Here is a 24383-nt window from a genome sequence, read left to right as displayed (position 1 = left end):
TCACAAGCCGAGTCGGTCCCGCTTTGCACGGCAGGAGCGTGTAGGACAGTTTCCCTTCGTGGCGATCCAACATTGGTGCGCGGATCAGTGCCGTCTGGGCAGCAGGTGGAGCACGCCCGCGATGACGCCGCCGATGACGATCCCGACGATCCCCGATCCGATCGCGCCGACCAGCCAGCCGATGACGCCGCCCAGCACGCCGGACGAGGCCGCAGCGACCTCTGCCGCATGGTGGATCACATGCGGAATGGCGGTGAACCCGAACGCTTCCAGCCCATGGACGATGATGCCGCCGCCCACCCACACCATCGCCGCGGTGCCGATGATCGACAGCGCCGACAGCACGCGCGGCATCGCGGCGACGAGGCCGCGGCCCAGCGCCTGGCTGCCCGATCCCGGCCGGCGGGCGAGGTGCAGGCCGATATCGTCCATCTTCACGATCAGCGCGACCAGACCGTAGACGCCCGCGGTGATCGCCACCGCGACGAGCGCCAGCGCGACCGCCTGATTGACGAGGCTCTGATCGGCGAGTTCGGCGAGCGCGATCGCCATGATCTCGCCCGACAGGATCAGGTCGGTACGGATCGCGCTCGACACCTGCCGGTTCTCCAGCTCTTCCGGCGACGTCGCGGCCGCGGCCTCGTCGCCATGGCCGTGGCCGGTCAACGCGCCGAGGATCTTCTCCGCCGCCTCGAAGCACAGGAAGGCGCCACCCGCCATCAGGATCGGCGTGATCGCCCAGGGCGCCAGCGCGCTCAGGATCAGCGCCGCGGGCAGCAGGAACAGCAGCTTGTTGCGCAGCGATCCCTTGGCGATCTTCCAGATGATCGGCAGCTCGCGCGCGGGGCTGAGGCCGACGACATAGGTCGGCGTCACCGCGGTATCGTCGATCACCACGCCCGCCGCCTTCGCCCCCGCCTTGCCCGCCGCGCCCGCGACATCGTCCAGGCTGGCGGCGGCAAGCTTCGCCATCGCCGCGATATCGTCGAGCAGTGCGACCAGTCCGCCGGCCATGTGTGTTCCCCTGTGTTATCCGTGATGTGCATGGCGGCGCGCGCGCACGGGTTCAACTGCGGTCGTGTTGCTGGCGTGTTGCTGGAGCGGGCCGGTCGCCCCACGCCTCCGTCACCCCGGATCAAGTCCGGGGCGACGAAGAGGATGGCGTTCCCATCACCCGCCATCCTGTTCTACAGCAAGGCGATGACCGACCCCACGCCCCCCGTCGCCGAGCGCCGCCCCCACAGCTTCACCACGCATGGCGTGACGATCGACGACCCCTATGCCTGGCTGAAGGACCCGAAGTATCCCGAGGTCACCGACCCCGACGTCCTCGCCTATCTCGACGCCGAGAACGCCTATTTCGAAGCCGTCATGGCGCCGCACCAGCCGCTGGTCGACACGCTGTACGAAGAGATGAAGGCGCGCATCAAGGAAGACGAATCCTCGGTCCCGCAAAAGGACGGCGACTGGCTCTACTGGACCGCCTTCGAGACCGGCGGCCAGTATCGCAAATGGTGGCGCAAGCCCGTCGCGGGCGGGCCGGACGAACTGCTGCTCGACGAGCCCGCCCTCGCCGAGGGCAAGGAATATTTCCGCCTCGGCGCCTTCGCGATCAGCAACAACGGGCGGCTGCTCGCCTATGCGATCGACGACAGCGGCGCCGAGCGGTTCGAGGTGCGCGTGAAGGACCTCTCCACCGGCCAGCATCTGCCCGAGGTCATCCCCGGCATGCTGTCCGAGATCGTCTGGACCGCCGACGATACGGGCTTCCTGTACGGCGTCGCCAACGACCAATGGCGCACCGACAATGCGCGCTTCCACCGGCTCGGCACGGCGGTCGCCGACGACGTCGAGCTGTTCCACGAGGAGGACGAAGGCTATCGCGTCGCCGTCGCCGAGACGAGCGATCGCCAGTGGATCGTCATCGGCACCGGCGATCACGTCACCAGCGAAGTCCGGCTGCTGCCTGCCAACGATCCCTTCGCCACGCCGATTCTGGTCGCGCCCCGCCAGGAGGGCCGCGAATATGACGTCGACGCGCACGACGGCACGCTGTTCATCCACACCAACGATACCGATCCGATGTGGCGGCTGTGTACCGCCAGCCTCGATAGCCCAAGCGACTGGCACGAGCTGATCCCGGCGGACCCGCATTTCTACATGACCGGGGTCGAATGCTATCGGGACTTCTTCGTCGTCGAAGGGCGCCGCGACGGCCTCGATCAGATCACCATCCACCGCTACGACGCGCCGACCGTGCCCCAGCCGATCACCTTCCCGGAGGCGAGCTATGCCGCGGGCCTGGGCGACAATCCCGAATATGACGTCGCGACGCTGCGGCTGGGCTATGAATCGATGGTCACGCCGGGCACGGTCTATGACTATGACGTCGCCACCGGCGGCCTTACCGTCCTGAAGGTGCAGGAAATTCCCGCCGGCTATGACGCCGCCGGCTATCGCACCGAACGGCTGAAGATCACGGTCCGCGATGGCACCCAAGTCCCCGTATCGATCGTCTATCCGGCGGGCTTCCAGCGTGACGGGTCGCAGCCGCTGTTCCTCTACGCCTATGGCGCCTACGGCTATGCGATCCCGCCTGGCTTTTCGACCGGGCGCCTCAGCCTGCTCGACCGCGGCTTCGCTTATGCCATCGCGCATATCCGCGGCGGCGACGACCTCGGCCAGCAATGGTATCACGACGGCAAGCTCGAAAAGCGCACCAACACGTTCAACGACTTCGTCGACGTCGCCAAGGGGCTGATCGAGCAGGGGTGGACCAGCGCCGGCCGCATTGCCACCGCGGGCCGCTCGGCGGGCGGCGAGCTGATGGGCGCGATCGTCAATAGCGATCCCGATCTGTGGGGCGCAGTGATCGCTGACGTGCCGTTCGTCGATGTGCTCAACACCATGCTCGACGCCGATCTGCCGCTGACGCCGGGCGAATGGCCGGAATGGGGCAATCCGATCGAGGACAAGGCGGCGTTCGACCTGATCCGCAGCTACAGCCCCTACGACAATGTCACGGCGCAGGATTATCCGCCGATGTTCATCTCGGGCGGATTGAACGATCCCCGCGTCACCTATTGGGAACCGGCCAAATGGGCGGCCAAGCTGCGAGCCACCAAGACCGATGACAATGTGCTGCTGCTGAAAACCAACATGGGGGCAGGGCATGGCGGGAAATCCGGCCGCTTCGAATCGTTACGCGAGGCCGCGGAGGAACATGCCTTCGTGCTGTGGCAGTTGGGAATAAGCGGCTGAGCATCGAGACACTGATCGCCGAATACGGCTTGGCCGCCGTCTTCCTGGGCGCGGGGATCGAAGGCGAGACGATGGTGCTCGCCGGCGGCCTGTTCGCGCATGAAGGCATGCTGTCGCTGCCCGGCGCGATGATCGCGGCGGCGTGCGGATCGTTCGTCGCCGACCAATTGTTCTTCGCGGCGGGGCGGCGCTTCCGCTCGCACCGCTGGGTGCAGCGCGCGCAGAAAAAGCCTGCTTTCGCCAAGGCGTTGACGACGCTGGAACGCTACCCGGTCGGCTTCATCTTCGCCTTCCGCTTTCTCTACGGCCTGCGTACCGTCAGCCCGATCGCGATCGGCACCACGCATGTCCGCACGCGCCAATTCCTGTGGATCAATGCGGTCGCCGCGGCCGTGTGGGGGGCGCTGTTCACCAGCCTCGGCTATGTGTTCGGCACGGGGATCGCCGAACTCCTCGGCCGCTATCGCCCGCATGGGCGGCAATGGTTGTGGGTCGCGGGCGCGGCGGTGCTGCTGGGCGGTGCCTTCGCCGTCTTTCGCTGGTGGCGGAGCCGGCGGGCATGAGCGCGCGCTTCACGATGACGATCACCGCCGCGGCGGAGGACATCGACGAACTCGGCCACGTCAACAATGCCGTGTGGGTGCGCTGGATCCAGGACATCGCCGTCGCCCACTGGGACGCGGTGGCGCCGGCAGAGCATCGCGAGACGATGATCTGGGTCGTGACCCGCCACGAAATCGACTATCGCGGCAACGTCGTCGCGGGTGAGACGGTGACCGGCGAAACCTGGGTCCCCGAACCCCCCAAGGGCGCCCGCTTCGACCGCCACGTCCGCTTCATCGGCGCCGACGGCAAGGTGAAGGTAGAGGCAGTGACGACTTGGGCCTTACTGGAACGCGCCACCGGCCGCCTGATGCGCGTCCGGCCGGAGGTGGCGGCGCCGTTTCTGGCCAGCTGATCCGCCCTCCACGAACTTACGTCACCCCAGCGCAGGCTGGGGTCCACCGGGCCGCCAGGGGGTGGCCAGAGCCTCCAGCCGTCCCCCTGGCCGCGGAGTGGACCCCGGACCAAGTCCGGGGTGACGGGGTGTGTCTGGCGTGCCTTGGCGCGCCGCCTCAGCGTCGGCTGCGGGCAACTGATGCGCGTCCGGCCCGAGGTTGCGGCCCCGTTCCTACCGTAAGTCCTCCCTCGCTTCAGCGGGGAGGGGGACCGCCGCCGCAGGCGGTGGTGGAGGGGGCGTTTCCGCATATCGTTCGGTCGCCGTATCCTCCCCCTCCGACCGCCTGCGGCGGCCACCTCCCCCTGGCGGGGGAGGACTTACATCACCCACTATTCCGCAGCGCTGGAACGCGTAACCGGCCGCCTGATGCGCGTGCGACCCGAGGTGGCGGCGCCGTTTCTGGCCAACTGATCCGCCCTCCACAAACTTACGTCACCCCAGCGCAGGCTGGGGTCCACCGGGCCGCCAGGGGGTGGCCAGAGCCTCCCGCCGTCCCCCTCGCCGCGGAGTGGACCCCGGACCAAGTCCGGGGTGACGGAGTGTGTCTGGCGTGCCTTGGCGCGCCGCCTCAGCGTCGGCTGCGGCCGCCTGATGCGCGTCCGGCCGGAGATTGCGGCGCCGTTCCTACCGTAAGTCCTCCCTCGCTTCAGCGGGGGAGGGGGACCGCCGCCGCAGGCGGTGGTGGAGGGGGCGTTTCCGCATATCGTTCGGTCGTCGTATCCTCCCCCTCCGACCGCCTGCGGCGGCCACCTCCCCCTGGCGGGGGAGGACTTACATCACCCGCTATTCCGCAGCGCGGTCGCGATCGCGTTGATCGACAGCAGGATGCCCTCGCCGATCCGCGGATCGTCCTCGCCCGCGCGGTGGCGCTTCATCAGTTCGATCTGCAGGAAGTTGAGCGGCTCGATATATGGCAGTCGCAGCCGGATCGAGGCGTCGAGCGCCGGGTGCTTGTCCAGCAACCGCGTCTGCCCGGTCACGTCGAGCAGCCCGTCATGCGTCAGATGCCACGCATCGCGGATGCGGGTGAAGATGCCGTCGCGCAGGGCCTTGTCTTCGACCAGTTCGGCATAATGGCCGGCGATGGCGATGTCGGACTTCGCCAGCACCATCTCCATATTGGCGAGCGTCGCGGCGAACAGCGGCCAGCCCTGCGCCATGTCGCGCAGCAGCGCCTTGTCTTCGAACGCCGCAATCGCCTGCCCGACGCCGTACCAGCCGGGCAGCATCGTGCGCGCCTGCGCCCAGCTGAACACCCAGGGGATGGCGCGCAGATCCTCGATCGCGTCGCTCTTCTTGCGGCTCGCCGGGCGGCTGCCGATCTTCAGCCCCGCGATCTCGCCGATCGGCGTCATCTGGCGGAAGAAGGTGCGGAAGCCGTCCGTCCCGTAGACGAGGTCGCGATAGGCGTGGAACGCGGTGTCGGACAGCGCGTCCATCGCGCCGGTGAAGTCCGCATTCTGCGCATTCGACAGTCGTTCGGGCTCCAGGCTGGCGAGCAAGGTCGCCGAGGCGATCGCCTCCAGATTGGTCATCGCGCTGTCGCGGGTGCCGTATTTCGCCGCGATCACCTCGCCCTGTTCGGTGATGCGGATGCGGCCCTGCACCGTGCCCGGCGGCTGCGCGCGGATCGCGGCGAAGGCGCTGCCGCCGCCGCGCCCCACCGCACCGCCGCGGCCGTGGAACAGCTGCATGCCGACGCCCGCCGCCTCGAACACGGGTTTGAGCGCGGTCGACGCCTTGGACAACTGCCAGGTGGAGGTCAGGTAGCCGCCGTCCTTGTTGCTGTCCGAATAGCCGATCATCACCTCCTGATGGCCGCGCTTTGCTGCGATTTGCGCGATCTCCGGCAGCGCGAACCAGTCGGTCATGATGCCGGGTGCGGCCTCCAGATCGCCGACCGTTTCGAACAGCGGCACCGCCATGATCGCCGCCGACGGCTCGTCGCCACCACGGTACAGGCCCACTTCCTTCAGCAGCAGGTTGATCTCGAGCAGGTCGGACACCGACTGCGCCATCGACACGATATAGTTGGTGATGCACGCCGGGCCGTAGGTCGCATGCGCCTCCGCCGCGGCGAGCACGATCTGCAATTCGGACTGCGTCTCGTCCGAATAGGTGGTGAAGCGGCTGGCGAGCGGCCGCGCATGCGCCAGTTCGCGACGCAGCAGCGCGACGCGTGCCGGCTCGTCGAGGCTGAGATAATCGTCCTCGACGCCCGCCGTCTTCAGCAATTCGGCGACGACGCGCTCATGCACTGCGCTGTTCTGGCGCAGGTCGAGCGTCGCCAAGTGGAACCCGAACGTCTCCACCGCGCGGATCAGCCGGCCGAGCGCGCCGCCGGTCTTGAGCGCCCCGGCGCTCGCCAGCGCATGCGCGATCGCGGCGAGGTCGGCGCGGAACGCCTGCGGGTCGGGATAGGGCTCGCCGGTCAGCCGGCCGGGGCGCGCGGCGGGCTTGCCGGTCAGTGTCTCGTGCGTCGCGGCGAGGCGCGCATAGATCCCCGACAGTGCGCGGCGATAGGGTTCGTCGCTGCGGCTGGCGGCGGTGTCGCCGCTCGCCTCGGCCAGCGCGAGCACCGCGTCGTCCACCGCGGCATGTTCGGTCGAGATCGACAGCTCAGCCCCCAGCGCATGCACCGCGTCGAGGTAGAAGCCGAGCACCGCCTCCGCCGCGCGCGACAGCGCGGTGCGCAGCGAATCGGCGGTGACGAAGGGATTGCCGTCGCGGTCGCCGCCGATCCAGCTGCCTGGCTTCACGAAGCTCGGCACGCGCTCCCCGAACGCGCGGTCCCAGCGCTGGTACAGCGCGGGGAGGGCGGGCAGGAACACGTCGCGCATGTAGCTCAGCGCCGTCTCGACCTCGTCGGTCACGTACAGTCGCTCGCGGCGCAGCACGCGCGTCTGCCACAGCAGCGCGATCTGGCGGGTGATCGCATCGTCGACCAGATCGCCGTCGGGCGTCTCGCTGCGGCCCGAATCCTTCAGCGCCATCAGCTCGGCGATGCGGTTCTTGTGGTCGATCATGCTCTTGCGCCGCACCTCGGTGGGGTGGGCGGTCAGCACGGGGACGATCAGCGCATGGGCGAGAAGGCGCTGCACCTCGGCGCGGTCGATCCCCTCCGCCTGCAACGTCGCGAGCGCCGCGGCGACATCCGCCCCCTGTTCGGCGGCGATGCCCTGGCGGTCCTCGGCGAGGTTGGCGAGCATCGAGAAGAGCATGAATCCGCGGACGAAATCGAGCGTTTCGTCGAGGCCCAGGTCCTGCAGGTGGCGGTGCACCGCATCGCCGTCGCCGGTGCCGCGATGGCGCTCCACCGACGCCCGCCGGATCGCCTCGGTCGCTTCGAACAACGCCTCGCCGCCATAGGCGCGAATGACGTCGCCGAGCTTCGCGCCCAGGAAGCGCACGTCGGGGTTGTTGGCGATCGGCGGAAGCGAAGCGGGGTCGATATTGGCCATGCCCGCATGCTGCGCTGCGGCAGGGACCGGGTCAACCGGGCTTGGGGTTTGCGGGGCAAAAGCTGAGGTGCGGAGCCTTTGCCGCAAATTCCTCGTCACCCCGGACTCGTTCCGGGGTCCACTGAGCCACAAGGGGGCGGCAAGAGCCTCCAGCCACCCCCCTCGCCGCAGAGTGGACCCCGGACCAAGTCCGGGGTGACGGCGTGGGTGGGAGGCCTAACGACGCCCCTATTGCGCCCGCGTCCCCTGGTTGCTCAGCGTATCGCCCAGCACCGGTGTGGTCGGCTGCGCCGGCGGGGCTCGGCCGGCGTCGCGGGCGGCGCGCCATTCGCTTTCCTCTTCCGACGTCACCGTGCCGTCGTGGTTGAGGTCCATCTGGTCGAAGCGGCGCATCGTGCCCTCGCTCCATTCGATCTGGCTGATCACGCCGTCCTTGTTGCGGTCCAGCCCCATCAGGCGGCTGTTCTGGCGCGGCAGCTCGGGGGCGTCGATGCGGTCGTCGCCGTTGCGGTCCAGGCTGCGGAAGCGCTGGTCCATCGCGGTCGAGAAATCGACGCGGCTGGTCACGGCGGGCGGCACGAAGCCGGCCGCATTGGCGACCGCATCCGCCTGCGCCGCTTTCTCCTCGCTCTTCTTGCCGCACGCGCTCAGCAGGGCCACCGCAAGGACCAGCGATGCCGTCATTCCGTGTCGCCGCAACTATCGTCTCCGCTTATGCTTCCAGCTCAACATCCCAGTAGAGCCAGTCGTGCCATGTGTCGTGCAGATAGTTGGGCGGAAAGGCGCGGCCATGTTCCTGAAGGTGCCAGTTGGTCGGGCGGATCGGCTCGACATACAGCGGCATGCCCGCTTGCTTCGGCGTCCGCCCGCCCTTCTTGAGGTTGCACGGCGCGCAGGCGGTGACGACATTCTCCCACGTCGTCCGGCCCCCTTGCGCGCGCGGCACGACATGGTCGAACGTCAGGTCGCGGCTGACCCCGCAATACTGGCAGGCGAAGCGATCGCGCAGGAACAGGTTGAAGCGGGTGAAGGCGGGAAAGGCGGAGGGGCGCACATATTGTTTGAGCGCGATGACCGACGGCAGCTTGATCGCCGCATTCGGGCTGCGCACCTCACGCTCGTAATGCGCGACGATGTCGACCCGGTCGAGGAACACCGCCTTGACTGCGGTCTGCCACGGCCAGACGCTCAAGGGATAATAGGACAAAGGCGTATAGTCCGCGTTGAGCACCAACGCGGGGCAATTGTCGGGATGGCGGATCAGATCGGGATGAAACACGGCTCCTCCCACGGGTTACCCATGGGCCATGTCGCCCATGAGAGTGACGGGGGTATGACAGCACGCGCCCTTGGGTGCGGTCAAGCGGCTTGCGGTGGCCGGCGGGGCCGCGCGGCATGAGCGCCTCCGGTGCCGGCACCGTCGTCACGCGCTTCGCCCCCAGCCCCACGGGCCTGCTGCACCTGGGCCATGCCTATGCGGCAATCCAGGCGCACGACCACGCCCGCGCCGCGCATGGCCGCTTCCTGCTGCGGATCGAGGATATCGACGGGACGCGCAGCCGCGAGCCATTCGTCGCCGGCATCCTCGACGATCTCGCCTGGCTGGGTCTGTCGTGGGACGGCCCGGTGGTCCGCCAGTCGCAGCGGTTGGCGCTGTATGACGCGGCGCTCGCCAGGCTGCGCGCGGCGGGGCTGTTCTACCCGTGTTTCTGCACCCGCGCCGATATCGCGCGCGAGATTGCGGAGAGCGCCAGCGCGCCGCACCACGGCCCGGACGGACCGGTCTATCCCGGCCTCTGCCGGCATCTCGACCCGGCCGTGGCGGCGGCGCGGATCGCGGCAGGCGAGCCGCATGCGTGGCGGCTGCGCATGGACGCCGCCTTGGCGCAGACCGGCCCGCTCCACTGGCACGACCTCGACGCGGGCGACCGCACTGCCGATCCGGCGGCGTTCGGCGACGTCGTGCTTGCGCGCAAGGACGCGCCCGCCAGCTATCACCTCGCGGTGACGGTGGACGATGCCGCGCAGGGCGTCACCGACGTCGTCCGCGGCGTCGATCTCTACCCGGCGACCGACGTCCACCGCCTGCTGCAGGCGCTGCTCGACCTGCCGACGCCGCTCTATCGCCACCACCCGCTGCTGACCGGGCCGGACGGCACGCGGCTCGCCAAGCGTAATGGCGCCCCCGCGCTCGCCGATCTGCGGCAGGCGGGCGAGGATGGACGCGCCCTCGCCGAGCGCTTGCGCGCCGGGCGGCTTCCCATTGGCTTTGCCGCGCACGATGCTTAAGTATGTCGCATGAACACCTTCCTCGTCATTCTGCTGATCGCGGCGATGCTGGCGACGGTGGTCGCGCTGGTGCGGGGCGTCATCGCCTTCCTCCAGGATAGTCACGCCCAGGTCCGCAATGGCGAAGGGCCATCCGCGGCCTCGCTCAAATCGAACAAGATGATGCAGATGCGCGTCTTCTTTCAGGCGCTGGCGATCCTGATCATCGTCGTCATCCTGTTCGTCGGCGGCCGCACCTGAGCCGCTGACACCCGCACGATGGTCAAGCTGAACCGCATCTACACGCGCACCGGCGACGCGGGCACGACGGGCCTTGTCGACGGATCGCGCGTGTCCAAGGCCGCCGCGGTGATGCAGGCGATCGGCGACGTCGACGAGGCGAACAGCGCGATCGGCGTCGCGATCGCCGCGTTGCAGGGCGCGGCGCCCGCGGACCGATTGCTCGTCATCCAGAACGACCTGTTCGATCTCGGCGCGGATATCGCCACGCCGATGGGGATCGAGGGTGCGCTGCGCATCGTGCCCGCCCAGGTCGCGCGGCTGGAGGCGGAGATCGACGCGATGAACGAGGGCCTGACCCCGCTTACCAGTTTCATCCTGCCCGGCGGCACCCCCGCGGCAGCAGCCCTCCACCTCGCCCGCGCGATCGTCCGCCGCGCGGAACGCAGCGTCGTGACGATGGGCAGCGAGGCGACACAGGCCCTCGCTTATCTCAACCGCCTGTCCGACTGGCTCTTCGTCGCCACCCGTGTGGTGAACGGCGCAGGCGAGGGCGACGTGCTGTGGAAGCCCGGCGCCAGCCGATAGGGTGGGGCGGGGGCGTCTCGCGCGCTACTTATCGTCGTCCGGCGAAGGCCGGGATCTCCCGTAATCAGTGCCCACCCAAAGCCACAGCCGTTCCCCAACGCTGCGGTAACGCGCCAAGGCATACCCCAACCACCCCGTCACCCCGGACTCGTTCCGGGGTCCACTCCGCGGCGAGGGGGATGGCCGGAGCCTCTTGCTATTCCCCTGCGGCCCGGTGGACCCCGGACCAAGTCCGGGGTGACGGCGTGGTTGGGGCGACGGCAATGCGTGTAGCAGACGTCTGAAGCAGGCCTTTGCGTGGAGGCCACCAGCGCGCCACAAGCCCCAACCTGCGCCGGGGCGACGCACTGTGGCGGCCGGAACCGAGCCCAAAAAGCCCCGTCACCCCGGACTCGTTCCGGGGTCCACTCCGCGGCGAGGGGGATGGCTGGAACCTCTTGCCGCCCCCTCGCGGCCCGGTGGACCCCGGACCAAGTCCGGGGTGACGGGGTGGGTGCGGCGACGGCAATGCATGTAGCAGAAGCCTGAAGCAGGACCTGTATGTGGAGGACACAAGCCGCACACAGGTCCCAACCTGCGCCGAACCGTCGCAAAGTGGCGGCCGGAACCAAGCCCAAAAAGACCCGTCACCCCGGACTCGTTCCGGGGTCCACCCTGCGGCGAGGGGGATGGCCGGAGCCTCTTGTCGTTCCCCTGCGGCCCGGTGGTCCCCGAACCAAGTCCGGGGTGACGGGGTGATGAGTGGTCAGGACAGAAGGACCCACGAAGCGCGCACCCCCCACCACCCTGTCCTACAAGCCCCCCATCTGCTAAACCCTTGCCATGACCCGTCCGCCCTTCGCCCCGCCGCTGCGCGACGGGCGCCGCGGGCCCCTCGCTTCCGACGATAGCATACCGTCCACTTCGTCCACTTCCGCGCGCGCCCTCCCGCGCAAACCCCGATTCGCGCCATCGCCGCGCCCCACCGGAGCACCGCGCTTCAATCCTCACTTTCCTCGACAAAAAGCGCGTGTATGCTGCCCCGTCGCTGCCGGGGGGCCGCGGCTTTTCCCTATCCTCGCGGAAACACCATGAACCGTATCCTGATCGGCGTTGCCGGCATCCTCGTCATCCTCGGCATCGCCTTCGCGCTGTCCACCGACCGCAAGGCGATCCGGCTGCGCGTCGTCGGCGCGGCGTTCGCGTTGCAGGCGGCGATCGCGACGATCGTGCTCTACTGGGGGCCGGGTCGTGCGGCGCTCGCGGGGGCGTCGGCGGGTGTGTCGGCGCTGCTCGGCTATTCGCAGCGGGGCACGGAGTTTCTGTTCGGCAAGCTCGCCAGCCCCGATATCGGCGGCCAGAGCTTCGCGATCGCGGCGCTGCCGGTCATCATCTTCTTCGCCAGCCTCGTCTCGATCCTCTACTACCTCGGCGTCATGCAGGTCGTGGTGCGCTGGGTCGGCGGCGCGATCGAAAAGGTGATCGGCACGTCCAAGGTCGAATCCTTGTGTGCCGCGGCCAACATCTTCGTCGGCCAGTCCGAATCGCCGCTGGTGATCCGCCCCTATCTCGCCGGCCTCACTCCGCCGCAGCTGTTCACGGTGATGACCAGCGGCATGGCGGGCGTCGCGGGCACGATCCTCGCGGCCTATGCCTCGATGGGCATCCGCATCGAATATCTCCTCGCCGCCAGCTTCATGGCCGCGCCGGGCGGCATCCTGATGGCCAAGATCATCATGCCCGATCGCACCATGCCGCCCGAAGGCGAGCTGCCGCTGGGCGACGTGCCCGAAGAAAATCGCGTGATCGCGCTCGCCGACCATCGCATCAGCGGCGCCGGCCCCGCCGCGTTGCTGCCGGAAGGCACGCCGGGCGAGCCGCTGCCCGAAGCGACGCATGACGAGGAAAAGCCCGCCAACCTCATCATGGCCGCCGCCCAAGGCGCGCAGACCGGCGTGCGCCTCGCCGTCGCGGTCGGCGCGATGGTGCTCGCCTTCGTCGCGCTGGTCGCGCTGGCCAACGGCCTGCTCGGCGGGTTCGGCAATATGGTCGGCCTGCCGGGCTTAAGCTTCCAGGCGCTGCTCGGCTATCTCTTCCAGCCGGTCATGTTCCTGCTCAACGTGCCGTGGAACGAGGCGGGGATCGCCGGCGGCCTGTTCGGCGAGAAGATCGTGCTCAACGAATTCGTCGCCTATATCGATCTCGGCAAGCAGGCTGCGCAGCTCAGCCCGCGCACCATCGCCGTCGTCACCTTCGCGCTGTGCGGCTTCGCCAATTTCTCGTCGATCGCCATCCAGATGGCGGTGACGGGCAGCCTCGCCCCCAACCAGCGCCCGATGATCGCCAAGCTCGGCCTGCGCGCGCTCGCCGCGGGCAGCCTCGCCAACCTGATGTCGGCGGCGCTCGCCGGCCTGCTGATCGGCTGACGAGGACGATATGACCGGCCCGCTCCCCCTCACGACCACCCATACGGTATCCTGATGGGTGGCCGGGAGGGGGAGCGGGCCGGCACCGCCGGGAACCCTGCTCTTCCGCAGGGTTCCAAAAAAGCCCTCAAGCGCACGCTTGGGCCGGGCCAGCTCGCGATGATCGCGATCGGCGGGGCGGTCGGCACCGGGCTGTTCCTGGGCAGTGGCTTCGCGATCCAGCTCGCCGGGCCGGCGGTGCTCGTCAGCTATGCGATCGGTGGCCTCATCACACTGGCGCTGATGGGGTGCCTTGCGGAAATGACCGTCGCCGACCCCGCGACCGGGTCGTTCGGGCTGTTCGCCGAACGCTACATCGGTCGTTTCGCCGGTTTCCTCGTCCGCTACGCCTATGTCACCTGCATCATCCTGGCGATCGGGACGGAGGTGACCGCGGTCGCGATCTACATGCGCTACTGGCTGCCCGATGTGGCCGGCGCGTGGTGGATCGGCGGGTTCGGTTTGGCGCTGCTCGCCGTCAACCTCGTCAGCGTGCGGGCGTTCGGTGCGGTCGAATATCTGTTTTCGGCGATCAAGGTCGTCGCGATCCTCGCCTTCATCGCGCTCGGCCTGTGGGTGATCGGCCGCGGCGCACTGGGCGTCGGGCTGGCGAACTACACCGCCCACGGCGGCTTCGCGCCGCACGGTATCGGCGGCATCTGGAGCGCGGTGATCGTCTCGATCTTCAGCTACCTCAGTATCGAAATGATCGCGGTCGCGGCCGGCGAGGCACGTGATCCCGAACGCGCGATCGTCCGCGCCTTCCGCTCGACGATGCTGCGCCTCGCGCTCTTCTACCTGGGCAGCCTCGCGGTGATGCTGGCGGTGCTGCCGTGGACGCAGGCGGGCACCGCGACCAGCCCGTTCGTCACGGTGATGGCGGCGAGCGGCCTGTCCTATGCCGCGGGCGTCATCAACGCCGTCGTGCTGGTCGCGGCATTGTCGGCGATGAACAGCCAGCTCTACACCGCCTCGCGCATGCTGTTCAGCCTGGCGGACAGCGGCCTCGCGCCGCGGCGGCTAGGCGTGGTCGATGCGCGCGGCGTGCCGGTGGCGGCATTGCTCGTGTCGGCGGCGGGGATTGCGGTGGCGGGCGGCGTCTATGCGTGGCGGCCCGATGCGGCCCTTGGCGTGATGATCGCCGTGTCGATCTTCGGCGCGCTGTTCACCTGGGGCATGATTTTCGTCACGCACCTCGCGTTCCGGCGACGGCACGGGCCGCCGGCGGGGTTCCGGATGTGGGGCTATCCGTGGGTGAGCCTCGCCGGCGCGGGCGCGATCCTCGCGATCCTGGCGACGACACCCTTCACCGCGGCCTTCGCACTCACGCTGGTCTACGGCGTGCCGGTGCTGGCGGTGCTGGCGGGGGTGTATGCGGTGTGCTTGCGCCGCCCGTAAGTCCTCCCCCGCCAGGGGGAGGTGGCGTCGCGGAGCGGTGACGGAGGGGGCGGTAAGCGGCGTCGTTCGCGGCGCAGGACGCCGCCGTCCTCCCCCTCCGTCAGCTTCGCTCCCACCTCCCCCTGGCGGGGGAGGACTTGAAGGTCACTCCCCCGTCCGGGTCTTCACCTTGTTGGGCAAATCCTTGCCCTTGGTCCGGCGCGAAGGCAGCTGCACCGGGTTCTTCTTCTTCCATTCCTTGAAGGTCATCGGACCTTCGGGCGTGTCGACGATCGTGTCGTCCAGGCTCATGGCCAGTCTCCTCAGCGCGTCGGCTCGGGTTGCGGGCCGCTGTAATCGTAGAAGCCGCGGCCGGTCTTGCGGCCGTACCAGCCGGCCTCGACATACTTCACCAGCAGCGGCGCCGGCCGAAACTTGGGGTCGCCGGTGCCCTCGAACAACACGCGGGTGATCTCCAGGCAGGTGTCGAGGCCGATGAAGTCGGCCAGCGTCAGCGGCCCCATCGGATGGTTGAGCCCCAATTGGCAGGCAAGGTCGATGTCGCGGATCGTCGCGACACCCTCGCCGAGCGCAAAGATCGCCTCGTTGATCATCGGCATCAGCACGCGGTTGACGATGAAGCCCGGCGCGTCGTTGGCGCGGACCACCGCCTTGCCCAGCCGCTCGGCGTAATCCTCGATGACGCCGACGGTGGCGTCCGACGTCGCAAGCCCGCGGATCACCTCGATCAGGCCCATCACCGGCACCGGATTGAAGAAATGTACGCCGATGAACCGCGCCGGATCGGGCGTCGCCTGGGCGAGGCGGGTAATCGGGATCGAGGAGGTGTTGGACGCGAGGATCGCGTCCGGCCTGAGCACCTTGCCGACATTGCCGAAGATCGCCCGCTTGATCTCCTCGCGCTCGGTCGCCGCCTCGATGACGAGGCCGCAAGGCGCCATGGCGGCGACGTCGCCCACCGGTTCGATCCGGGCGAGCGTGGCATCGCGCGTCGCGGCGTCGATCTTCTCCTTCTCGACCGCACGGGCGAGCAGCTTGGCGATCCCCGCCTTGCCCGCCTCGGCGCGCTCGACCGACACGTCGGACAGGATCACGCGATAGCCCGCGGCCGCGCTCACCTGCGCGATGCCGGCGCCCATCTGGCCCGCACCGATCACACCCACTGCCTGCATCATGTCTCTCCATCGATCGCTTTGCCGTTCGCCATAGCCGCTTTCCCGCCGCCTGCCAGCCGGATAGGCTCGCGCGCACAGAGGAGAGGGGCATGATCATATTGGGGGATAGCGGGCTGTTGCGGCCGGGCCGATGGCGGTGGCTGGCGGCGCTCGGCTGGATGGTCGCGCTGTTCGCGGTGATGAGCGTTCTGCTCTTCCCCGGCTGGCTGCATGCGGCGCCCGCCTATCGCGATGCCGTGCGGATCGGGTCGGTGCTGGTCGCCTATGCGGTTTATGCGCTGGCGGTCCGCTACGGCGAGCGGCGCGCGCCGGTGGAGATCGCCGCCCGGCCGCTGCTGCCCGAACTGCTCGCCGGCCTCGCGATCGGGGCGGGGATGTTCGCGCTGGTCTTCACCAGCCTGCGCTTGCTCGGCGTCTATACGCTCGCGCCCGGCCAATGGGGCGACTGGCCGACCGACATCGTCTGGGCGCTGCGCACCGGGTTCGCCGAGGAATTGCTGCTGCGCCTCGTCGTGTTCCGCCTGCTGATGCGCGCGGGCGGCCTGTGGCCGGCGCTGGCGATCTCGGCGCTGCTGTTCGGGGCGATGCACCTCGCCAACCCCAATGCGACGCTGGTCGCCGCGCTGGCGATCGCGGTGGAGGCGGGGCTGATGCTCGCCGCCTTCTACCTCGTCACCGGGCGCATCTGGATGGCGGTGGGGGTGCATGCCGCGTGGAATTTCGTCCAGGGGCCGGTGTTCGGCGCGCGCGTGTCGGGCGGCACCGACACGGGCAGCCTGTTCGTCAGCGCGCCCGTACGGGGCAGCCCCGACTGGCTGAGCGGCGGCGCCTTCGGACCCGAAGCGTCGCTGCCCGCGGTGATCGTCGGCTTCGTCATCTTCGTCGTGGTGCTGCGCGCGGCGTTGCGGCGTTGGAACCGGGAACCCGTTCGCTGAGTAGGACCATCATGACCCGCCATGTCGCCCTCGCCGCCCTGATGCTCGCCGCCTGCTCCAGCCAGCCGCAGGCCGACGCGACGCCAACCCGGACGCCGGAGGCCACCCCCCGCACGGCGGCACGTGCGCCCGCGACGGCGAAGACGGATGCGCCGGTCACGCCGAAACCCGGCGTGCTGAAGACGTTCGGCGACTGGCAGGTCGGCTGCGACAATGGGCTGGTATGCACCATGGCGTCGCTGCTGCCCGACGATGGCGCGGGCGCGGGCGCGACGCTCAACCTCACGCGAGACCCGGGCCCGCAGGGTCGCTATCATGCGATGTCGGGGGAGGGCGTGACCGATGCGTCGGGGCGCACGCCCGCGGCCCGTTTCACCGTCGATGGTCGTGATCTGGGCAGCGACGCGAATGCCCTTGCCGCCGCGATGGCGAACGGTCGGGTTTTCAAGGTGCCCGGCGGCACGATCTCGCTGAAGGGCGCCTCGGCCGCGTTGCGCTACATCGACGCGATTCAGGGGCGCGCCGGGACCGTGACGGCCACCGTCGCAAAGGGCGCCAAGTCCGCAGCGAGCGTGCCGCCCGCACCGGCGCTGCCGATCGTCGCCGCACAGCGGCTGACGCCCTATACCGCCAAGCTGTCAGCATCCGTCGTCGCGACGATGAAGCGGATCGGCCGGTGCGACCTGTCCGAAGGGATGGACTCGACCCCCTCGGTCGCCAGGACGCCGGACGGTCGCCTGCTGGTGGTCCAGCCCTGTTCGGCGGGGGCGTATAACGTCATCGGCGCGCTGTTCGTCGTCCGCGGCACCGACGTCCGCCCGGCGCAGATCGACGCGCCCGCCGGCTTCGACGCGACCGGCGCGGATTCGCAGACCCCGGTCCACAGCGTCGTCAATGGCGATTTCGACCGCAACGTCCTGACCAGTTACGCCAAGGGCCGTGGCTTGGGGGATTGCGGTGTGGGGCAGACCTTCGCGTGGGACGGCAGCCGCTATCGTCTGGTGTCGCAGGACGAGATGAGCGAATGCCGCGGCAATACCGAATATATCGCGACATGGCGCGCGACGATGCGGCCGTGACGCCGTGGGGCGGCTGGCGCGCTTATGGCGCCGGCCGCTCCGGCTGCGCTTCGGCGAGGTAAAGGCCGAACAGCCCCTTGGGGTCGGTCCATTCGCGGATCGGCGTCCACCCGCCCGAACGCAGCAGGATACGCGCATCGCGCGAGGCGTATTTGTGGCTGTTCTCGGTGTGGATGCTCTCACCCGCACCGATGGTGAAGGGGCGCCCTTCGATGGTGAAGGCGACGTCGCGCTGCGCCACCAGATGCATCTCGATCCGCGCCCGGTCGTCGTTCCAGCGCGCTTCGTGCGCGAAGGCGTCGACCGGGATCGTGCCGTCGAGCTCGCGATTGATCCGGTCCAGCAGGTTCAGGTTAAACGCCGCCGTCACGCCCGCCGAATCGTCATAGGCGGCGACCAGCGTGCTTTCGTCCTTGATCCGGTCCATGCCGATCAGCAGCATCGCGCCTTCGCCCAGCGACGCGCGCATCGCGCGCAATAGGTCGACCGCCATCAGCGGGATCATGTTGCCGATCGTCGAGCCGGGGAAGAAACCGAGCTTCGGCGTGTCCGCCACCTCGGCCGGCAGCGTCAGCGGCCGCATGAAGTCCGCCTCGAACGGCAGCACGGTCAGGTCGGGGAAAGCCTCGCTGAGCACGCGCGACGATTCGCGCAGGAAATCGCCCGAAATGTCGATCGGCACATAAGCGGACGGCGCGGCACAGCGCAGCAGCAGCGGCGTCTTGGTCGACGATCCCGATCCGAACTCCACCACCGCGCGGCCGCGGCCGACGACCTCGGTCACCTCGGGGCAGATCTCTTCCAGGATCGCGGTTTCGGTGCGCGTCGGATAATATTCCGGCAGCACGGTGATATCCTCGAACAGCTCCGATCCGCGGCGATCGTAGAACCAGCGCGCGGGGATCGCGCGCGGGCGCCGCTCGAGCCCCGACAGCACGTCGGCACGGAATTGCGGATCGGCGAGGCTCGCCTGACCGTCCTCGATTTCGGGCTTGAGCATCAGATATCCTTGGCGAGCCGGACGCCGGTGAATTGCCAGCGCTGGTGGGGGTAGAAGAAATTGCGATAGCAGGGGCGGGCATGGCCGCGGGGCGTGGCGCAGCTGCCGCCGCGCAGCACGAACTGCCCGCTCATGAACTTGCCATTGTATTCGCCGACCGCGCCGTCGACGGTGCGAAAGCCGGGGTAGGGGCGATAGGCGCTGCCCGTCCATTCCCACACGTCGCCGAAAAAGGCGGGATCGCCGGGGGCGGCGGGGCGCGGCTCGACCGGGCCGGCGGCGTCCATCTGGTTGCCGCCGGCCGCGTCGGCCGCTTGCGCAGCGGCCTCCCATTCGAACTCGGTCGGCAGGCGCGCGCCGGCCCAGGCGGCATAGGCGTCCGCTTCATACAGGCTGACGTGCGTCACCGGCGCGGCGGGATCGATCGGTCGGCGCCCGTCCAGGCCGAAGCGCGTCCACACGCCGTCCTGCCGTTCCCAGTAGAGTGGCGCGGCGATGCCGTTCGCCTTCACCCATGCCCAACCGTCGGCGAGCCAGTGTCGCGCGTCCGCATAGCCGCCATCGGCGATGAACGCCGCCCATTCGCCATTGGTGACCGTGCGGTCGGCGATCGCATGGCGGGCGAGCAACGCATCGTGCCGCGGCCCCTCGCAATCGAAGGCGAAACCGTCGCCATCGTGCCCGACACGGACGATTTCCGCATCCCGCTCGATCCAGCGGATCGGCCCGGGCATCGCAACCGGCACCTTGGGCGGGGCGGGCCACAGCGCGGGCTCCAGCGGATTTTCACCGAACAGGTGCAGGATATCGGTGACGAGCAGTTCCTGATGCTGCTCTTCGTGATGACAGCCCAGCGCTACCAGCTCGCACGCGGCATCGGGCAGGTCGGGCAATGCCGACAGCAGCGCCGCATCGACATAGGCGCGATAGGCCAGCACCTCGTCCAGCGTCGGCCGGGTGATCATGCCGCGGCGGTCGCGCGCATGGCGGCGGCCCTCCGCCTCGTAATAGCTGTTGAACAGGAACGGGAAGCGTTCGTCATGCAGCACATAGCCGTCCACATGATCGCGCAGCACGAAGGTTTCGAAGAACCAGGTCGTATGCGCGAGATGCCATTTGGCCGGCGACGCATCGGGCATCGACTGAACGCTGGCATCGGCGTCGGAGAGCGGCGCGGTCAACGCGACGGTGAGGGCGCGAACCCGATCATAACGTGCGGCAAGGGCGGCGTCGTTGCCGGGTGCGATCTTCAACATGGCCGGCCCCTCCTGCGCAAGGCGCGTCCTTCACGCGCGCGCAAGATGCTGAAGCGCACGACAGCTCAAAGGGTTGCGCCGAGCCGATGATAAAGTGGATTCGTCCCGATCGATATCCGGAGCGATGCTAAGTCCTCCCCCGCCAGGGGGAGGTGGCATGCGGCAGGCATGACGGAGGGGGAGGTCAGGAAAGCGCTTCGGCTCCTGTCCGCCGCCGCCGTCGCCCCTGCCACAGCGCCATCCCCGCCGGAAGAAGCCTAGCCCGCCCCATCGCACGGCGATTGCCCCCAGCCTCTTGAAAGCAAAGGCCGCCGAACCCGTCACACGCGCCAATCCCTTTGACGCGCGCGCCAAAGCCGATAGGGTCCGCGCGATGGACGACACCCACGCCGCGCCGATCCCGCGCTCGCTCTTCGCCTTTTCGATCTTCTACGGCGGCATGGTCTGCATCGCGGGCGTGCTCGGCAACAAGCAGGTGGCGCTGGGGCCGTTGTCCGCGCTGGGCCCGCTGGTCGGGCTGGGGCCGCTGGCGGTCGAAGCGGGAATCTTCGCCTTCCTGCTGCTCGTCGTCACCTCTAGCGCAATGGCCGAACTGCACGGGCGCAGCATCGCCAACCGGCTGGTGCAGATCGGCTTCGTGCCGCTGATCGTCTCAATCCTGCTGTCGTTCATCGTCCATGCACTGCCCGCCGCGCCCGAAATGCAGCCGGCCAATCGCGATGCGATCCAGCTCGTGCTCGGCGGCACGTGGCGCATCTGGCTGGGCGGGATCGTCGCCTATGGCATCTCGCAGACGCTGAACGTCACGATCTTCGCGGCGTTGAAGGGGCGCGAGGGCGGCGGCCTCCTTTGGCTGCGTGCCGGCATCGCCAGCATGCTCAGCCAGATCGTCGATACGTTGCTGTTCGTCACCATCGCCTTCGCCGGCGTCTTCCCGATCGGCGAGCTGCTGGCCGGGCAGATGATCGTCAAGGTCGTGCTCTCGGCGCTGCTCGTGCCGCCGCTGATCTACGTGTTCGTCGGCCTCGGCAAGCGGCTCGACCGCCAGGCCTAAGTTCCCCAAGTCCTCCCCCGCCAGGGGGAGGTGGCAGCGAAGCTGACGGAGGGGGCGGTCAGCGACGTCGCCTGTTATGACTCGCCGCGCCTCTGTCGCGCGGCGGAGGACTATGAGGACCGCCCTCGGACCGCTAAAGGCCGCCGCATGACCGACTCCGCCGCCACCGCTGCCCTGCTCGCCAAGGCCGAAACGCTGACCGAGGCTCTGCCCTATCTGCAGCGCTATGCCGGTCAGACCTTCGTCGTGAAATACGGCGGCCATGCGATGGGCGATCCGGAACTGGCGCGCGATTTCGCCGAAGACGTCGTGTTGTTGAAGGCGGTCGGCATCAATCCCGTCGTCGTTCACGGCGGCGGGCCGCAGATTGGCGCGATGCTGAAGCGTTTGGGCGTCGAATCGCGCTTCATCGACGGCCTGCGCGTCACCGACGCCGAAACCGCGCGCATCGCCGAAATGGTACTGGCGGGATCGATCAACAAGGAAATCGTCGCCTGGATCGGGCAGGCGGGCGGTCGCGCGGTCGGCATTTCGGGCAAGGACGCGAACCTCGTCACCGCGATGAAGGTCGGCCGCGACACCCCCGATACGTTGCAGGGGATCGAACGCCACGTCGATCTGGGCTTCGTCGGCGAGCCGGTGGCGGTCGACCGCACGATCATCGATACGCTGTCGGCCAGCGGCATCATCCCCGTCGTCGCGCCGATCGCCTTGGGTGCGGACGGGCATACCTACAATATCAACGCCGATACGATGGCGGGGGCGATCGCCGCGGCGCTGGGTGCCTCGCGCTTCTTCCTGCTCACCGACGTCGCGGGCGTGCTGGACAAGGACAAGGTGCTTCTGACCGACCTCGACCCCGCGGGCATCGCGGCGCTGAAGGCGGACGGCACGATCTCGGGCGGCATGATTCCCAAGGTGGATACCTGCGTCGCCGCGGTCGAGGCGGGGGTGGACGCCGCGGTGATCCTCGACGGGCGGGTGCCGCATGCGATGCTTCTCGAAATCTTCACCTCGGCGGGCGCGGGGACGTTGGTCCACGCCTGACCGACAGCGCTTGGCCGCGCCGGGTTTAATCGCTAGGTCCGGCCTCTACCCATAATCCGGAGCCCAGGCGTGGTCGCGCTTTCCCTGATTCAGATCATTTCGATCCTGCTCGACGTGCTGTGGTGGATCATCATGGTCCAGTTCGTGCTGTCGCTGCTGATCGTCTTCAACGTCATCAACACGTCGAACAATTTCGTGCGCTCGCTCCACTACGGGCTCGATTCGCTGACGGAGCCGCTCTACCGCCCGCTCCGCCGCGTTCTGCCCAACATAAATGGAATCGATCTGGCGCCGCTCGCGGTGCTAATCATCATCCGCATCCTAGACTCCGTCCTCCTCCCCAACATCGCCGCTGCGATCCTGACCAACGGCGCGGCCTGAGGCGCCGCGGATGCCCGCCTGGACGGTGCGCGACGATGGCATCGTCCTTGCCGTTCGAGTGACACCCCGTAGCGGGCGCGATGCCTTACTGGCTGGCACCGAAGATCATTTTGCCGCGCGACTGGCCGCCGCACCGGTCGACGGCAAGGCGAATGCGGCGCTTCTTGCGCTGGTGGCGGACCGGTTCGGCGTTCCGAAGCGCGCGGTCGTGCTTATCGGCGGAGACACCGCGCGATTGAAGCGGCTGCATGTTGCGGGGGACGCGGCCGTGCTGGCGAAAACCGCTGCCGCCCTCTATGACGTGGCGCCATGACCGCCACGATCATCGACGGCAAGGCGCACGCCCTTGCGCTCCGTACCCGCACCGCCGCGCATGTCGCCGCCTTCCGCGACGCGACCGGCCGGGCGCCCGGCCTAGCCGTCGTCCTGGTCGGCGAGGATCCGGCGTCGTCGGTCTATGTCCGTTCCAAGGGCAAAGCGACGCGTGAGGCCGGGATGGAGAGCTTCGAGCATCGCCTGCCCGCGGACACGGATGCGGATGCTCTATTGGCTCTGGTACGGCGGCTGAATGTCGATCCGACGGTCGACGGCATCCTCGTTCAGCTGCCCCTGCCGAAGCATATCGATGCCGAAGCGGTGCTGCTCGCGATCGATCCGGACAAGGACGTCGATGGTTTCCACCCGGTCAATGCGGGACGCCTCGCGATCGGGGCGGAAGGGTTCGTGCCCTGCACGCCGCTGGGCTGTCTGATGCTGCTGCGCGACATCCATCCCAGCCTGTCGGGCATGGAGGCGGTGGTCGTCGGTCGGTCGAACATCGTCGGCAAGCCGATGGCGCAGCTGTTGTTGCAGCAGAGCTGCACCGTCACGGTCGTCCACAGCCGCACGCGCGATGTCGCGGCGCATTGCCGGGCCGCCGATATCGTCGTCGCGGCGGTGGGCATCCCCCATTTCATCAAGGGCGACTGGATCAAGCCGGGCGCGACGGTGATCGACGTGGGCATCAACCGGACCGAGACGGGGCTGGTCGGCGACGTCGATTTCGCCGCCGCCAAGGACGTGGCTGGCGCCATCACGCCCGTCCCCGGCGGCGTCGGGCCCATGACGATCGCCTGTCTGATCCGCAACACGTACATATCCGCCTGCCGCCGCGAGGGCGTGAGCGTCGCATCGTGATCGAGCTGTTCGTCTCGTCGCTCATCACCTTCTTCGTGGTGATCGACCCGCCGGGGTGCGCCCCCATCTATGCCGGCCTGTCGTCGGGCGCGTCGCCGCTGCAACGCCGCAGCATGGCCATACGCGCGGTTGGCGTGGCAAGCGCGATCCTGTTCGTCTTCGCGCTGTTCGGAGAGAAACTGCTCCATGGCCTGGGCATCAGCCTGGCGAGCTTTCGCATCGCGGGCGGCATCATGCTGTTCCTGATCGCACTTGAAATGGTGTTCGAGAAGCGCACGCAGCGCCGCGAGGATCGCGCCGCGGAGGTCGCCGCTGATCCGGAAGTAGAAGACGTGTCGATCTTCCCGATGGCGATGCCGATGATCGCCGGGCCGGGATCGATCGCGACCGTGATGCTGCTGATGGCGCGCACGAACGGGCTGGAAGCGACGCTGGTCGTGCTGGCCGCGATGGTGACGATCCTGCTGCTTACGCTGGTCGCGCTGCTCGCCGCGGGGCCGCTGATGCGGCTGCTCGGCACGCGGATCGAGGCGGTGATCACGCGCCTGCTCGGTGTGCTCTTGGCGGCGCTGGCGGTGCAGTTCGTGATGGACGGGTTGCAGGTCAGCCTGCGCTGATCG

24 protein-coding genes are annotated in these 24383 nt (G+C 68.6%); 16 read left to right on the top strand and 8 right to left on the bottom strand.

Annotated elements, in window-relative coordinates:
• Positions 1 to 84: 84 nt before the first annotated feature.
• On the bottom strand, positions 85 to 1014 hold the full coding sequence (locus A7E77_RS07015) for a DUF808 domain-containing protein (RefSeq protein ID WP_063686870.1): 930 nt from the start codon (positions 1012 to 1014) through the stop codon (positions 85 to 87).
• Between the two features lie 186 nt (positions 1015 to 1200).
• Here A7E77_RS07015 and A7E77_RS07010 point away from each other — a divergent pair, with 186 nt between their 5' ends.
• Genes A7E77_RS07010 through A7E77_RS07000 form a run of 3 tightly spaced genes read left to right on the top strand, consistent with a single transcriptional unit; the run spans position 1201 to position 4219 of the window.
• Entirely contained in the window at positions 1201 to 3261 is a 2061-nt protein-coding gene (locus A7E77_RS07010; protein ID WP_063689788.1) for a S9 family peptidase, read from the top strand.
• A complete protein-coding gene (locus A7E77_RS07005) occupies positions 3258 to 3824 on the top strand; it encodes a DedA family protein (RefSeq protein WP_063689790.1) in 567 nt (188 codons plus the stop codon). The genes A7E77_RS07010 and A7E77_RS07005 overlap by 4 nt, the downstream gene beginning before the upstream one ends.
• A complete protein-coding gene (locus A7E77_RS07000) occupies positions 3821 to 4219 on the top strand; it encodes an acyl-CoA thioesterase (protein WP_192930025.1) in 399 nt (132 codons plus the stop codon). Before A7E77_RS07005 ends, A7E77_RS07000 begins: the two co-directional genes overlap by 4 nt.
• Before the next feature lie 818 nt (positions 4220 to 5037).
• Here the strand turns inward: A7E77_RS07000 and ppc are convergent.
• The 3 genes from ppc to A7E77_RS06985 form a co-directional block, all read right to left on the bottom strand.
• Positions 5038 to 7722 carry a phosphoenolpyruvate carboxylase gene (gene ppc, locus A7E77_RS06995; protein ID WP_063686866.1) on the bottom strand — a complete coding sequence of 895 codons (2685 nt, stop codon included), beginning with the start codon at positions 7720 to 7722 and terminating at the stop codon, positions 5038 to 5040.
• A gap of 228 nt (positions 7723 to 7950) precedes the next feature.
• A complete protein-coding gene (locus A7E77_RS06990) occupies positions 7951 to 8406 on the bottom strand; it encodes a hypothetical protein (protein ID WP_063686864.1) in 456 nt (151 codons plus the stop codon).
• 28 nt (positions 8407 to 8434) lie between these two features.
• On the bottom strand, positions 8435 to 9001 hold the full coding sequence (locus A7E77_RS06985; RefSeq protein WP_017980402.1) for an HNH endonuclease: 567 nt from the start codon (positions 8999 to 9001) through the stop codon (positions 8435 to 8437).
• 116 nt (positions 9002 to 9117) lie between these two features.
• On the opposite strand from A7E77_RS06985, the gene gluQRS reads away from it, so the two are divergent.
• The 5 genes from gluQRS to A7E77_RS06960 all read left to right on the top strand — a co-directional run bounded on the left by gluQRS (position 9118) and on the right by A7E77_RS06960 (position 14660).
• A complete protein-coding gene (gene gluQRS / locus A7E77_RS06980; protein ID WP_063686862.1) occupies positions 9118 to 10011 on the top strand; it encodes a tRNA glutamyl-Q(34) synthetase GluQRS in 894 nt (297 codons plus the stop codon).
• Between the two features lie 9 nt (positions 10012 to 10020).
• Positions 10021 to 10251, top strand: a complete 231-nt coding sequence (locus A7E77_RS06975; protein WP_017980400.1) for a twin transmembrane helix small protein — start codon at positions 10021 to 10023, stop codon at positions 10249 to 10251.
• A gap of 18 nt (positions 10252 to 10269) precedes the next feature.
• Complete coding sequence (locus tag A7E77_RS06970) at positions 10270 to 10818, top strand: cob(I)yrinic acid a,c-diamide adenosyltransferase (RefSeq protein ID WP_063686860.1); 549 nt, start codon at positions 10270 to 10272, stop codon at positions 10816 to 10818.
• A 1070-nt stretch (positions 10819 to 11888) separates the two neighbouring features.
• Complete coding sequence (locus tag A7E77_RS06965; RefSeq protein ID WP_063686858.1) at positions 11889 to 13223, top strand: NupC/NupG family nucleoside CNT transporter; 1335 nt, start codon at positions 11889 to 11891, stop codon at positions 13221 to 13223.
• 159 nt (positions 13224 to 13382) lie between these two features.
• A complete protein-coding gene (locus A7E77_RS06960) occupies positions 13383 to 14660 on the top strand; it encodes an amino acid permease (protein WP_063686856.1) in 1278 nt (425 codons plus the stop codon).
• A 144-nt stretch (positions 14661 to 14804) separates the two neighbouring features.
• Here A7E77_RS06960 and A7E77_RS17900 read toward each other — a convergent pair whose 3' ends face one another.
• Together A7E77_RS17900 and A7E77_RS06955 are read right to left on the bottom strand one after the other, a co-directional pair.
• On the bottom strand, positions 14805 to 14951 hold the full coding sequence (locus A7E77_RS17900; RefSeq protein ID WP_017980396.1) for a hypothetical protein: 147 nt from the start codon (positions 14949 to 14951) through the stop codon (positions 14805 to 14807).
• Positions 14952 to 14962: 11 nt separating this feature from the next.
• Positions 14963 to 15832 carry a 3-hydroxybutyryl-CoA dehydrogenase gene (locus A7E77_RS06955; protein ID WP_063689785.1) on the bottom strand — a complete coding sequence of 290 codons (870 nt, stop codon included), beginning with the start codon at positions 15830 to 15832 and terminating at the stop codon, positions 14963 to 14965.
• A gap of 92 nt (positions 15833 to 15924) precedes the next feature.
• Here A7E77_RS06955 and A7E77_RS06950 point away from each other — a divergent pair, with 92 nt between their 5' ends.
• The gene (locus A7E77_RS06950; protein WP_063686854.1) at positions 15925 to 16770 is read left to right on the top strand and encodes a CPBP family intramembrane glutamic endopeptidase; all 846 of its coding nucleotides are present in this window, start codon (positions 15925 to 15927) and stop codon (positions 16768 to 16770) included.
• An 11-nt stretch (positions 16771 to 16781) separates the two neighbouring features.
• Entirely contained in the window at positions 16782 to 17849 is a 1068-nt protein-coding gene (locus A7E77_RS06945) for a DUF1176 domain-containing protein (RefSeq protein ID WP_063686852.1), read from the top strand.
• Between the two features lie 22 nt (positions 17850 to 17871).
• Here the strand turns inward: A7E77_RS06945 and egtD are convergent, their stop codons facing one another.
• Positions 17872 to 18849: an L-histidine N(alpha)-methyltransferase gene (gene egtD / locus A7E77_RS06940; RefSeq protein WP_063686850.1), complete on the bottom strand. Its 978-nt coding sequence runs from the start codon at positions 18847 to 18849 to the stop codon at positions 17872 to 17874.
• On the bottom strand, positions 18849 to 20105 hold the full coding sequence (gene egtB, locus A7E77_RS06935; protein WP_063686848.1) for an ergothioneine biosynthesis protein EgtB: 1257 nt from the start codon (positions 20103 to 20105) through the stop codon (positions 18849 to 18851). Before egtB ends, egtD begins: the two co-directional genes overlap by 1 nt.
• A gap of 373 nt (positions 20106 to 20478) precedes the next feature.
• On the opposite strand from egtB, the gene A7E77_RS06930 reads away from it, so the two are divergent.
• From A7E77_RS06930 to A7E77_RS06905, 6 genes are all read left to right on the top strand, one after another.
• Positions 20479 to 21159 (top strand): queuosine precursor transporter, encoded by a 681-nt coding sequence (locus A7E77_RS06930; RefSeq protein ID WP_063689782.1) that lies wholly within the window; start codon positions 20479 to 20481, stop codon positions 21157 to 21159.
• 147 nt (positions 21160 to 21306) lie between these two features.
• Complete coding sequence (argB, locus tag A7E77_RS06925; RefSeq protein ID WP_043060974.1) at positions 21307 to 22206, top strand: acetylglutamate kinase; 900 nt, start codon at positions 21307 to 21309, stop codon at positions 22204 to 22206.
• Between the two features lie 69 nt (positions 22207 to 22275).
• A complete protein-coding gene (locus A7E77_RS06920; protein ID WP_063686846.1) occupies positions 22276 to 22587 on the top strand; it encodes a YggT family protein in 312 nt (103 codons plus the stop codon).
• Positions 22588 to 22597: 10 nt separating this feature from the next.
• Positions 22598 to 22900 (top strand): DUF167 domain-containing protein, encoded by a 303-nt coding sequence (locus A7E77_RS06915; RefSeq protein ID WP_063686844.1) that lies wholly within the window; start codon positions 22598 to 22600, stop codon positions 22898 to 22900.
• Positions 22897 to 23763 carry a bifunctional methylenetetrahydrofolate dehydrogenase/methenyltetrahydrofolate cyclohydrolase FolD gene (folD, locus tag A7E77_RS06910; protein WP_063686842.1) on the top strand — a complete coding sequence of 289 codons (867 nt, stop codon included), beginning with the start codon at positions 22897 to 22899 and terminating at the stop codon, positions 23761 to 23763. The genes A7E77_RS06915 and folD overlap by 4 nt, the downstream gene beginning before the upstream one ends.
• Entirely contained in the window at positions 23760 to 24380 is a 621-nt protein-coding gene (locus A7E77_RS06905; protein WP_043060971.1) for a MarC family protein, read from the top strand. The genes folD and A7E77_RS06905 overlap by 4 nt, the downstream gene beginning before the upstream one ends.
• The last annotated feature ends 3 nt before the right edge of the window (positions 24381 to 24383 follow it).

It is taken from the genome of Sphingomonas sp. NIC1 (assembly GCF_001638925.1).
GTDB classification, from domain to species: Bacteria; Pseudomonadota; Alphaproteobacteria; order Sphingomonadales; family Sphingomonadaceae; genus Sphingomonas; species Sphingomonas aquatilis.
This window is presented reverse-complemented; position numbering and strand designations above follow the sequence as displayed.

Excerpts from the sequence above, each read along its gene's own strand:
- A7E77_RS06930 (WP_063689782.1), top strand. The coding sequence starts at position 20,479 with ATGGACGACACCCACGCCGCGCCGATCCCGCGCTCGCTCTTCGCCTTT.
- argB (WP_043060974.1), top strand. The coding sequence starts at position 21,307 with ATGACCGACTCCGCCGCCACCGCTGCCCTGCTCGCCAAGGCCGAAACG.
- egtD (WP_063686850.1), bottom strand. The coding sequence starts at position 18,849 with ATGCTCAAGCCCGAAATCGAGGACGGTCAGGCGAGCCTCGCCGATCCG.
- egtB (WP_063686848.1), bottom strand. The coding sequence starts at position 20,105 with ATGTTGAAGATCGCACCCGGCAACGACGCCGCCCTTGCCGCACGTTAT.
- A7E77_RS06945 (WP_063686852.1), top strand. The coding sequence starts at position 16,782 with ATGACCCGCCATGTCGCCCTCGCCGCCCTGATGCTCGCCGCCTGCTCC.
- A7E77_RS07000 (WP_192930025.1), top strand. The coding sequence starts at position 3,821 with ATGAGCGCGCGCTTCACGATGACGATCACCGCCGCGGCGGAGGACATC.
- A7E77_RS06915 (WP_063686844.1), top strand. The coding sequence starts at position 22,598 with ATGCCCGCCTGGACGGTGCGCGACGATGGCATCGTCCTTGCCGTTCGA.
- A7E77_RS06965 (WP_063686858.1), top strand. The coding sequence starts at position 11,889 with ATGAACCGTATCCTGATCGGCGTTGCCGGCATCCTCGTCATCCTCGGC.
- A7E77_RS07010 (WP_063689788.1), top strand. The coding sequence starts at position 1,201 with ATGACCGACCCCACGCCCCCCGTCGCCGAGCGCCGCCCCCACAGCTTC.
- ppc (WP_063686866.1), bottom strand. The coding sequence starts at position 7,722 with ATGGCCAATATCGACCCCGCTTCGCTTCCGCCGATCGCCAACAACCCC.
- A7E77_RS06960 (WP_063686856.1), top strand. The coding sequence starts at position 13,383 with ATGATCGCGATCGGCGGGGCGGTCGGCACCGGGCTGTTCCTGGGCAGT.
- A7E77_RS17900 (WP_017980396.1), bottom strand. The coding sequence starts at position 14,951 with ATGAGCCTGGACGACACGATCGTCGACACGCCCGAAGGTCCGATGACC.
- A7E77_RS07015 (WP_063686870.1), bottom strand. The coding sequence starts at position 1,014 with ATGGCCGGCGGACTGGTCGCACTGCTCGACGATATCGCGGCGATGGCG.
- A7E77_RS06955 (WP_063689785.1), bottom strand. The coding sequence starts at position 15,832 with ATGCAGGCAGTGGGTGTGATCGGTGCGGGCCAGATGGGCGCCGGCATC.
- folD (WP_063686842.1), top strand. The coding sequence starts at position 22,897 with ATGACCGCCACGATCATCGACGGCAAGGCGCACGCCCTTGCGCTCCGT.
- A7E77_RS06975 (WP_017980400.1), top strand. The coding sequence starts at position 10,021 with ATGAACACCTTCCTCGTCATTCTGCTGATCGCGGCGATGCTGGCGACG.
- A7E77_RS06990 (WP_063686864.1), bottom strand. The coding sequence starts at position 8,406 with ATGACGGCATCGCTGGTCCTTGCGGTGGCCCTGCTGAGCGCGTGCGGC.
- A7E77_RS06950 (WP_063686854.1), top strand. The coding sequence starts at position 15,925 with ATGATCATATTGGGGGATAGCGGGCTGTTGCGGCCGGGCCGATGGCGG.
- A7E77_RS06970 (WP_063686860.1), top strand. The coding sequence starts at position 10,270 with ATGGTCAAGCTGAACCGCATCTACACGCGCACCGGCGACGCGGGCACG.
- gluQRS (WP_063686862.1), top strand. The coding sequence starts at position 9,118 with ATGAGCGCCTCCGGTGCCGGCACCGTCGTCACGCGCTTCGCCCCCAGC.